The sequence below is a fragment of the Spirulina sp. CS-785/01 genome, assembly GCF_028330525.1.
In the GTDB taxonomy this organism is placed as follows: domain Bacteria; phylum Cyanobacteriota; class Cyanobacteriia; order Cyanobacteriales; family Spirulinaceae; genus JAQMSD01.
The window spans coordinates 22,907-33,664 of record NZ_JAQMSD010000248.1; the positions used below are offsets into that span (position 1 = coordinate 22,907).

Annotated in this window: 9 protein-coding genes; 8 read left to right on the plus strand and 1 reads right to left on the minus strand. The window is 44.5% G+C overall.

Annotated features, from left to right (window positions below):
• Positions 1-51: 51 nt before the first annotated feature.
• Positions 52-1,941, minus strand: coding sequence for an asparagine synthase (glutamine-hydrolyzing) (gene asnB / locus PN462_RS16195; RefSeq protein ID WP_272129854.1), 1,890 nt, complete (start codon positions 1,939-1,941; stop codon positions 52-54).
• A gap of 199 nt (positions 1,942-2,140) precedes the next feature.
• Here asnB and PN462_RS16200 point away from each other — a divergent pair, with 199 nt between their 5' ends.
• The 8 genes from PN462_RS16200 to PN462_RS23595 form a co-directional block, all read left to right on the plus strand.
• The gene (locus PN462_RS16200) at positions 2,141-3,625 is read left to right on the plus strand and encodes a peptidoglycan-binding domain-containing protein (protein ID WP_272129855.1); all 1,485 of its coding nucleotides are present in this window, start codon (positions 2,141-2,143) and stop codon (positions 3,623-3,625) included.
• Between the two features lie 187 nt (positions 3,626-3,812).
• On the plus strand, positions 3,813-6,086 hold the full coding sequence (locus PN462_RS16205) for a diguanylate cyclase domain-containing protein (RefSeq protein ID WP_272129856.1): 2,274 nt from the start codon (positions 3,813-3,815) through the stop codon (positions 6,084-6,086).
• A 120-nt stretch (positions 6,087-6,206) separates the two neighbouring features.
• Positions 6,207-7,109, plus strand: coding sequence for a cell division protein FtsX (locus PN462_RS16210; protein ID WP_272129857.1), 903 nt, complete (start codon positions 6,207-6,209; stop codon positions 7,107-7,109).
• Positions 7,109-7,978 carry a DUF3598 family protein gene (locus PN462_RS16215; protein WP_272129858.1) on the plus strand — a complete coding sequence of 290 codons (870 nt, stop codon included), beginning with the start codon at positions 7,109-7,111 and terminating at the stop codon, positions 7,976-7,978. Before PN462_RS16210 ends, PN462_RS16215 begins: the two co-directional genes overlap by 1 nt.
• A gap of 207 nt (positions 7,979-8,185) precedes the next feature.
• Positions 8,186-8,320, plus strand: coding sequence for a hypothetical protein (locus tag PN462_RS16220; RefSeq protein WP_272129859.1), 135 nt, complete (start codon positions 8,186-8,188; stop codon positions 8,318-8,320).
• 256 nt (positions 8,321-8,576) lie between these two features.
• Positions 8,577-8,735 carry a hypothetical protein gene (locus PN462_RS16225; protein WP_272129860.1) on the plus strand — a complete coding sequence of 53 codons (159 nt, stop codon included), beginning with the start codon at positions 8,577-8,579 and terminating at the stop codon, positions 8,733-8,735.
• Positions 8,736-8,817: 82 nt separating this feature from the next.
• The gene (locus PN462_RS16230) at positions 8,818-9,459 is read left to right on the plus strand and encodes a tetratricopeptide repeat protein (RefSeq protein ID WP_272129862.1); all 642 of its coding nucleotides are present in this window, start codon (positions 8,818-8,820) and stop codon (positions 9,457-9,459) included.
• A gap of 735 nt (positions 9,460-10,194) precedes the next feature.
• A partial coding sequence (locus PN462_RS23595; protein ID WP_443029194.1) for a tetratricopeptide repeat protein occupies positions 10,195-10,758 on the plus strand: 564 nt, incomplete at its 3' end.

Consider the following 10,758-nt stretch of genomic DNA (forward strand, 5'->3'; position numbering starts at 1 on the left):
ATAAAACCCCATCAACCCCAATTAAGTTCGTAGTAAGCTCTTTAGATTGATTTACCCCCAATATTCATACCATAACTCAAAAACCAACAACGTCCAAATCAACTTCCGATGATCCGCCTTCCCACTCATATGTTCTTGTAATAATTGTTGGACATAATCCGCATTAAAAAAGCCCTCTCGCTGTAAACGACTCGGTGACAACATCTCCTCAACCAACGGCCTTAACTCCTTCGTTAACCATTTCGCAACAGGCATATTAAACCCCTTCTTTTTACGGTTTAATATCGGAGTAGGGAGATAATCTTGCATCGTGCGACGGAGGATATATTTAGTCGTAAACCCTCTTAACTTTAAACTGTGGGGCATTTGAGCGACATATTCCACCAAAGTATGATTCAAAAAAGGGACTCGCACTTCTAAAGAATTCGCCATACTGGCCCGATCCACTTTCGGTAAAATATCCCCCTCTAAATATAACTTCAAATCACAATACAATAACTGATTTAAAGCATCTTGCGCTTGGGAACTTTGCTGATGTTCAAACGCAACTTGATAAGTGTCTTTTTCCTGTAACTGCGTCCAAGGTTGCAACAATTGGCGTTTTTGGGGGACAGTATAAGACCCCAACCATTGATGATGTCGCATAATGATAGGAATACCTCGACCTGCAATAAAGCGACGCAATTTAAAATCAAAACTGATATCATCAAAGGAAACCGGAAGACGATCCACAATCCAAGGAATCATCCGATGTCGGACTACACTGGGTAACAATCCCTCGTAATATTCCACTAAACGGTGGGCTTGTAGGGTAGAATACCCCCCAAAGAGTTCATCCCCTCCATCTCCTCCTAATGCAACTTTGACGTGATGACGGGTGAATTGGGAGAGGAGGAAGGTGGGGAGAATAGACGAGTCTCCCAAGGGTTCATCGAGGACTTTGGCCAGTTGGGGGACTAAATCTAGGGTAAGTTTAGGGGTGAGGGTTAGTTCATAATGTTCCGTTTTCAGGTGGTCGGCCACTTGTCTGGCATAATTGGACTCATCAAAGGAAGGGTCATCGAAACGGATAGAGAAACTTTTGACGGGGTTGGGGGCAATTTTTGCCATAATAGCGGCGATGGTACTAGAGTCGAGTCCCCCACTGAGTAAAACCCCCACCGGGACATCACTGACCATTTCTTTCTGGACTGCTTCAGTAAGGACTTTTATTAATTCTTGTTCGTAGTCTTGGACAGGTTTAGGGGTGATATTTTCACTGCGGGCCAGGTTAATATCCCAATATTGCCAGGTTTTTAACTGGCCCTGTTGGTAACGTAACCCATGACCAGGGGGGAGTTTAAAGACGTTTTGTAGGATAGTGCGAGGGGTGGGGATGTATTCAAAGCTGAGATATTCGTTTAATGCAGTGAGGTCGATGTTGCGGGGGAGTTGGGGATAGGTGAGGAGGGTTTTTAATTCTGACCCGAAAATTAAAGCGTTGTCGTGGAGGGTATAGTAAAGGGGTTTGATTCCCATGCGATCGCGCCCTAAAATTAACCTCTGATGACGACTATCCCACAACGCAAAAGCAAACATCCCGTTGAGATACTCCAGAAACTCCCCCCCAAACTCCTCATAAGCATGAACCAACACCTCGGTATCCGTCTCAGTATAAAATTTATGACCCCGACGAGTTAACGAACGGGTCAACTCCCGATAATTATACAATTCTCCATTAAACACCACCCAGATGGTCTGGTCTTCATTATGAATTGGTTGTTGACCCCCATCAAGGTCAATAATAGACAGACGACGAGACCCTAACCCCACATTCTCCTGAATATATTGTCCCCCTTGGTCGGGCCCCCGATGCACCAAACTCGCACTCATCATTTCGATGAGTTTCCCGTGAACAGGACGTTCTGGGTCTGCGTACACAACACCGCAAATTCCGCACATTCTTTCCTCTCGCTATTCGGTGAATTCAAGCCAATCTACACTATAGCGGTTCTGACTGGCTGACAAGGGTGTTTTGTGCCATCCTGATAGCAGTAAACAGTAAACAGTAATCAGTAAACAGTAATCAGTAAACAGTAACCAGTCTGTTCTCCCTTAACAGTATTCCATCCCGATAACTTCTTGATAACCCCCTAAAATTATGCAACTCGCAGATATTATTCATCACCAGATCACCATTCAGTTAGACACCCTGAAAACCGATGAGGAGTTAGTCACAGCAATACAAACCCAGTTGGGAAAATTGGGTCTTTATCCCAAAAACGCGGTTGATGGGGACTATGGCCCGATGACGGAACAAGGGATAGGGGAGTTTTGTCAGCGTTTTTCCTTGTTGAGTCAACAGCATCACCAGTACAACCGCGCTTTTGCAGAAAAATTATTAACCCCTCCTGCTGTTCCCTCCCCCAATTTATCGGTAAAGCGGGAACAACTCTATACAGAATACCTCAACGCCGCCAGTGGGGGAACGGCGGACACACCGAAGTTATTTTATCAAGGGGTGCAAACCTCTCCCCGAAAAAGGGAGATTGAGAATTATCCCAGTTATTTAATGCGGAAACCGGATGGGAAAAAGTTGGTGGCCTTTCCGGCAGTAACAACGGGGTTTCAACCTTACCCTAGAGTTGGGGAAGTTCCCGCAATAGACGAACAGGGGTTAGACTTTTTACACCCGGATATCCAAGAAGCGTGTCTCTGTGTGGGGAGTTTCACCGAGGGGACGTTTTATGGGAAGTGGTTGGGCCGCAATGCGTTACAGAATGATGAGTTTTGGAGTGCGACGAAAATTATCCCTTTACTCTATTTAATCACCCAAGGGAATAGCGCTGCCTATCATCTTGATTTAGATCGCTGTAATATTCGCGGTTGGGATGGGTTTGGGGACTATCGCAACCTTGCGGTTCACGATTTGGCGAGGGATTTAATTAGTTATAAAGGGAATATTGCTACCTCTAATTCTCTGGGTGCAATGTTTAAACGGTTTGCACCCCAGACGACTCTGGAACGATGGTTGCAGTCTCTCACGGGGAATGATCAGTCTATTTTCCGAGGCCGTTACGGTGAACCCCCGTTTATAGAGTCTCCGGAGTTATTTGACCGCACCACAGGACAAGTCCTCCTCTATCCTGACGCTCAACCCCCCCAATGGGAGAGTAACACGCTTTCGGCCTATGACCTCACCCGCATGATTTCGCTGTTAGGCTGGCATTACTATCTTAGTCCTTCGGCGCGGATTCCTGGGGCGCAATGGCATAGTTTAGAAAGTGCGGTCCGTGCATTAGGCCACGACCCGGCCCGGTTAACGGATTTGGCTTTAGCTAAACTAAATTTAGAGGAACATCTCGATCCTATTGTGGTGTTGTCTAAACTGGGAAATGGAGTAACGGGAATTCGCCATCGGACGGAAGCGGTTTATGTCGCTTTAGTCCATCTGCTGGACTGTCGTCCGCAACAGTCCTATCAACCTCCCCGTTTGATCACGTTTGCTTTGGCCCTACGGGGGGCCCGAAAGTTAAGTCCTAGAAATGTCAATCAAGAAGCGGTGGAATTAGATGCTCGCATGGCAACGGAGGTGACGGAAGTTGTTCGTCGTGCGGTCCAAGGGGAGTTGATAGTTGGTAGTTGACAGTTGATAGTTGACGGTTAAACCACAAAGACACAAAGGACACAAAGGGAAGATGGGAGTCGGGAGTCGGGAGTCGGGAGATGGGGGAGAACAAAGAACCCAGAACAAACAACATTACTGTTTACTGTTTACTATTCCCTGTTCCCTTTTTCACAAACAACAAACAATAAACAACAAACAACAATATATGTTTTGGCGAAAGTTGAATTTACAGGCGGTTTTTATACTGCCTTTTGTCCTCGAAATTACAGTTACGGTGGGGGTAGTGGGGTATCTCTCCTATCGGAATGGGGAAAAGGCTGTGGAAACTTTGGCTAATGCGTTGATTAATGAAGTGGGCGATCGCATTGAAGAACATATTAACTATTTCCTAGAAATTCCTGTTAATATTACTCAGAATGGTCAAGATTTAATTGAGACGCAAGTGTTTAATCTCCAAGATATGGATGCTTGGCTTCCTTATTTAATAATTCGCTATCAGCATTATAGAAACAGTTATATTGATGCTATTATGATTACCAATGCAAATAATGAGTTTCGGGCAGCAGGACAAGCAAAAAATAAAGCGGGAAACACCCTAACAGGAATAGCGGTTGCTGGGGAAAAAACGGAGTTTCAATGGAAAACTTATGCTGATTTTCAGACTTATCAAAATTCCCAACCTTTAGGGTTGAGTCTTGATAGTTTTTATGCAACACAACGGCCTTGGTATCAAGAAGCGGTGGACGCGAAGCGAGCAACTTGGATCAGTATTTTTTCTAGATTGAGCAATGAGAAGATTCTCGCTTTGAATTTTTCTCAACCGTTATTTTTACCAAAGGAAGATGATCCTCAAGGTGTGATGAGTATTCAAATTAATTTAATTAAAATTAATCAATTTTTGCAATCATTAAAGATAGGAGAAAATGGACAAGCCTTTGTTATAGAAAAAACGGGCTATTTAGTCGCAACTTCAACCCAAGAAAGTCTAATATCCCAAAACATAGACGACCAAGTAGAACGCTTAAAAGCAACACAGAGTCAAGATAAACTAACCCAAAAAGTTACTCAATATTTAACCAAAAAAATGGATTATTTTACGAATAAAGATAATAATAAATTAGTACAAAAAACGTTTTTAAATAAGCCTTACTTTTTTAAAATAATTGATTTAAAAAATGAATATGGACTGGATTGGCTAATTGTAGTAGTAGTTCCTGAAGAAGATTTTATGCAAGTCATTCATAAAAATACTCGAAATACAATGATTTTATCTATTTTCGCTTTAAGTTTTGCTGTCTTAATTGGAATTTTAACTGCCCGTTGGGTGACAGTTCCTATCTCTAAATTCAATCAAGCAGCAAAAAAGATTTCTCAAGGCCATTGGGAGCAAAAAGTGGATATTCAACGGGAGGATGAATTAGGTCAACTGGCGACTTCTTTTAATCGCATGGCCGAGCAACTACAAAGGTTGTTTCAGGATTTATCAGAAAGTCAATATACGCTCAATCAATATTTAGAATCTTTACCTGTTGGGGTGGTGGTTCATAACCCCAATGGGAGCATTGCCTATTTGAACCCAAAAGCCAAAAAATTACTCAATCATCATGTAATTCGGGGGGTTGATAATGAACATCTTGCTGCCATTTATCAAATTTATAAAAGTGGGACTGAAATGCTCTATCCCATAGAGGAGTTGCCCAGTTTTCAAGCCTTACAAGGGAGAAAATTCAGTGCGGATGATTTAGAGTTTCGTTATGGTGATCACAATACTCTCTTTGAAGTGACGGGCACTCCCATTCGGGATAGTCAGGGGAATATTATTCGGGCAATTATTGTCTTTCAAGATATTACCAACCGCAAACAAGCCGAACAAGTTCTCAAGAATTATAATAAACAGTTAGAACAACAGGTTAAAGCCCGCACCGCAGCGTTAGAACAAGCGAATCAAACTTTACAGGAATTAGCCACTATTGACGCACTCACCCAAGTCAAAAATCGTCGCTATTTTCAAGAAATGCTCATCCAAGAATGGCAACGGTGTCTGCGTGAACAAACTCCCCTGTCGCTCATTCTTTGTGATGTGGACTATTTTAAGCTCTATAACGATACTTACGGCCATCTTGCGGGGGATGCTTGTCTGAAAGCGGTTGCGACGGCCTTGCGTCAGACGGTCCAACGGCCTGGTGATCTGGTGGCCCGGTATGGGGGGGAAGAATTTGTGATTCTCCTTCCCAATACCCCTCCAGAGGGAATTTCTCTGCTTGCAGAAGTCATTCGTCAGCAACTCCACCAGGAGGCCATTCCCCATCGGGAGTCCAAAATTAGTGCTTGGGTGACGTTAAGTTTGGGGGGTGCATCGGTGATTCCTACCTCAACGTTGTCTTCTTACGGGTTGGTGAATGCAGCAGATCAGGCCCTTTATATGGCTAAAGAGCAAGGCCGCGATCGCTTCATTTTCTCCCCTTGGCCTCACCAGTAAACAGTCATTCGTCTTTTACGGATCAGGGTGAGTTCTGCTCTCATGTATCCCCGCTAGAACTTCAGCACAAACAACGACAAAGCACGGTAAAATCATCCCTACGACAACCCATGAGTATTCATGCTGCAATCTTTGACAAAACTAGGGTATCTGCTCCGGGAAACCTTCTCAGGACTGCGACGGGGGGGGTGGATGAATTGGGCCGCCATTAGTACCGTTACCGTCTTATTATTCCTGTTTGGTATTTGTGTGCAAACGTCTTGGCAACTTGATTCTCTGCTCAATCATTTTGGCAGTCAATTGGAAATTTCGGTCTATCTTGAACCGGATGTGCAGGGAGAAACGTTACTGTCTCAAGTGGAACGACGCTCGGAAGTGAAACAAGTCCGCATGATCTCCAAAGATCAAGCGTGGGAGTCCTTGTTACAGGAGTTGGGGGTGACGGATATGGAGGAAGCAACCCAACAACTAGAGGGGAATCCCTTGGTGGATGAGTTGAAGGTGTTGGTGAAGGATGCGGACACTGTACCCAGGGTGGTGGAGGAATTATCGGCAATTCCAGGAGTGGACCGCTGTGTGTATGTGAATGAAGCACGGGAACGGTTTAAACAACTGCAATGGGGGTTAAATTGGGTCAGTTTGTCTCTGACGGTGATTTTATCCTTTACGGCCATTGCGGTGGTGACGACGACGTTAAATTTAATTGCGGTGTCCCGACGGAATGAACTGGAAATTATGCAGTTGGTGGGGGCCACCAAAGTTTGGATTTTTCTGCCGTTTATTGTGCAGGGGGTGATTTTTGGCGTTGTGGGAGGAGGACTGGCCTTGACGTTACTGACCAGTTTGCGAACGGTGGTTGCGAGGGTGCTGGTGAACCAAACGGACTTTTTACGGTTTATTGTCGAAGGGCTACAGTTAAATCCCTTACAATTGTATTTGTTGGCGTTTATTATTTTCTCTTTGGGGATTTCCGTGGGGACTATTAGTAGCTTTTTTGCCATCCGTCGCTTTTCGTTTCGCTAATGAGTACACAGTGGGAGAATTTATTACAGAATTTGGGAGAATGGCAGGGGTCTTTTACCCGCTTTTCTCCCCAAGGGGAGGAACTGGAAGACATCCCTAGTGTGGTGACGTTGCGGGGGGTAAATAATGGTCAAACGGTGCATCAGGTGGTGCGTCGGTGTCCTGTGGATGCTCCTCGGGAGGAGAAGGTGTTTGAGTATAGTTCCCTGTCTCGTGGGGTTTTGCTGTTTGAGGATGGGTCTTTTTCTCAGGGATCAATGCAGTGGGGCCCGTTGAGTGAGTTTGGGGCCGAGTTGGGGTTAAAGGTGGGGGATGCTCGGTTGCGGTTGGTGCAATTGTATAATCGAGAGGGTGCTTGCGATCGCATCACCTTAATTCGAGAACAGTTAGCTGGCACCTCTCCCACTCCTCGGCCTCCGTTGACGGTGGATCAGTTACTAGGAGACTGGGAAGGGGAGGCCAAGACGCGATATCCTGATCTACGACCGTCTGAGCAGTTTTCCACCCAGTTAAAGATTCGTCGAAGTGGGGACTCCCTCCAGCAAACGTTAACTTTTGCTGGACAAACGGTACAGTCCACCGCACGTATTGAAAAAAACAGTGAAAAAAGCAGTGAAAAAAGCAGTGAAAAAAGCAGTGAAAAAAACAGTCTCTATTTTGATCAAGGAGCAATTCCTATTCGGGTTTTAATGTTACCCAATGGAGCGTCTTCTAATTGTCCCCTATGGATTCGCGGCGGTCAAGGTTTTGTGCTAGAGGTCGGTTGGTTGCTTCACCCAACGGAACGACAACGCTTAATTCGTCGTTACGATAAGACGGGAAAATGGGTGAGTTTAACTTGGGTCCGAGAAAAAAAGGTGAGAGATTAAGTATAAATACTCGGTCAAAATTAAGAGGAAAAGGGGTTTATGTTCTGTTACAAAAGACACAGCATCCGAAAAACTACGTTAGACTAAAGATAGAAATACTCTTTTTATTTAGAAACCAAGAGAAATGCTCCCCTAGGGGCAAGAAAAGATTAGTCTGGCTTACATTGGTTAGCCGCTTGTTGTCTAACTCGTTTTGAGGTGATGGTTATGAGTGGAGAAGCGACCCAAGCATTAATGGCCGTGTTGGCGATCGCGCTATCCCTAGCGGTATTATCCCCGATTTTATGTTGGATTTTACCGAACCGCGATCGGGCTATTGAATCAGCACAAGAATTAGCTTAAATTAATAAGCCTATTCTCAGAAGGGCTGAGTTTCAGCCTACTACAATTAAAGTGCTTATGGCAAGTTCTTGTTATCTATGAGCTATCTTAACATCTGCTTGTTTTTATCCCCCATTTTTGGGGGATTTTTGCTTTGTTGGTTATTTGTTGTTTGTGAAAAAGGGAACAGTAAACAGTAAACAGTTTTAGACCACTACAAACTTTAGCCAGTCAACTGCGACAATATCGCATTTATGTACGAGGGGGCAATCTGCCAGTGACTTCTCTCGATGGGACGGTTCAGGATAATCTTAGTTTAGGCGATCGCTTGGCCAGTCCAGAACCCGATACAGACACCGAGGAGATCGAGGTGAACCTTGGGTTAAAAACCCAAGGTTCAGAGCGTAAGCCTGTTTTCAACAGGCTAATATTGTGAGGGTTTAACCCGTTTTAACGGGTTTTGGCTTTTAGCCTTGGATTTTAATCCAAGGTTTTTTTAATCTTCTGCCATCTGCCATCTGCCATCTGCCTTCCGTCAGGCGATTGAACTGGATGGGGAAGATGAGGATTACTGGTTGTGGTTGGCCATTGCTATGGACGATAATCGCAACCCTCAAGGGGCGTTAGATGCTTATAATCAGGCTTTAGCCATTAATTCAGACAACGCTAAGGTTTGGTATCATCGAGGGATTACGTTGGGACGGTTAGACCAGCATGAAGAAGCCCTAGAGTCCTACGAACGGGCGTTACAACTTGCACCTGAGCTAACTTCAGCATGGTACAATCGCGGTTTTATTTTGGAGGAGTTAGACCGCTACTCCGATGCTCTCATGTCTTATCAACAAGCGATTACTATAAACCCAGATTCAACTAAGGCATGGTTTAAGGTGGGGAATATGTTGTTTAAATTAGAACGGTATGAAGAGGCGATCGCGGCTTATGATGAAGTGATTGCCCGCGAGGAAAATGAGGCGACTTGGAAAGAAGCCAGTTGGTATAATCGGGGGTTAGTGTTAGCTAATTTACAACGATACGAGGACGCGATCGCCTCTTTTGAGAAGGTGTTAGAATTGAACCCCAATAATGCCGATGCTCAAGAAAAGTTACGCACTTTAAAAGAATACGTGCAACGGCAACAAGGAGGCACGGAAATTGGCTAATCTTTCCCTAGTATTTTCAATTCCAATATTCTGAGTTTACGATAAGGCCAGAACCTGTTTTAACGGGTTTTGGCTCTTAGCCTTGGGTTGAAACCCAAGGAAAAATTGTTTAAATAGATGGTAAAAATTGCACCACAGAGGCACAGAGGACACAAAGAGGGAGAAGGAGAGAGGGTTGGGAGTCTTTAACCCGTTTTTAACGGGTTTTGGCTCTTAGCCTTGGGTTTTAACCCAAGGGGAGCGTTAGCCGTTTCAATCCAAGTGTCTAACAATTTTTTACAATTTTATTGCATAACTGCGGCCAACTCAGAGATATGAGTTAACACAGAAGGTAAATCCTAGTACGAGAGGAAAAAAATCATGGGTTTGTGCTTCAAGGTTTTAGGGAGTCTATCGGCAGTGGTGTTGGTGTCAGGGATGCCTGTTTTATTCCCTGCGGAGTCTGGGGTGGGAGTGGTACAAGCACAGACCACAGAAGAACAGAAGGCCGAGGCAGATCGGTTATACGAGCAAGGACTGCAACAGTATAACGCGGAGAATTATTATGCCGCATTGCAATCATTTCAACAAGCATCAAACATTTACGAAGCAATTTCTGATGGTCAAGGAACGATAGCAACTGGAATCTATTTTGGATATACTCTCATTGAACTGGGAGAAACTGAAAGAGCAATCAACATTTTCCAAACACTTTTAGAGGTTGCTCAAGAGAATAATTTATCTGAGTTAGAGGAAATCGCCGAACAAGGATTACAAGCTGCAAGAAATCAAAATAACTCGACTCAAACCAGCGAACAAAACCCGCAACTCGCAGAAGCTGAACGACTGAACCAACAAGTAGAACAACTCTATCAAGCAGGCAAGTACGAAGAAGCCATACCCCTTGCAGAAAGAGCTTTAGAAATCCGGCAACAAGTGTTAGGAGAAGAGCATCCCTCTGTCGCCACCAGCCTCAACAATCTGGCAGGATTGTACAGTTCTCAAGGAAGATACACAGAAGCAGAACCCCTTTACCAACAAGCCTTAGAGATGAGAAAACGCCTGTTGGGAGAAGAGCATCCCCATGTAGCCAGCAGCCTCAACAATCTGGCATTTTTGTACCGTTCCCAAGGAAGATACACAGAAGCAGAACCCCTTTACCAACAAGCCTTAGAGATGAGACAACGCCTGTTGGGAGAAGAGCATCCCGATGTAGCCACCAGCCTCAACAATCTGGCAGAATTGTACAGTTTTCAAGGAAGATACACAGAAGCAGAACTCCTTTACCAACAAGCCTTAGAGATGACAAAACGCCTGTTG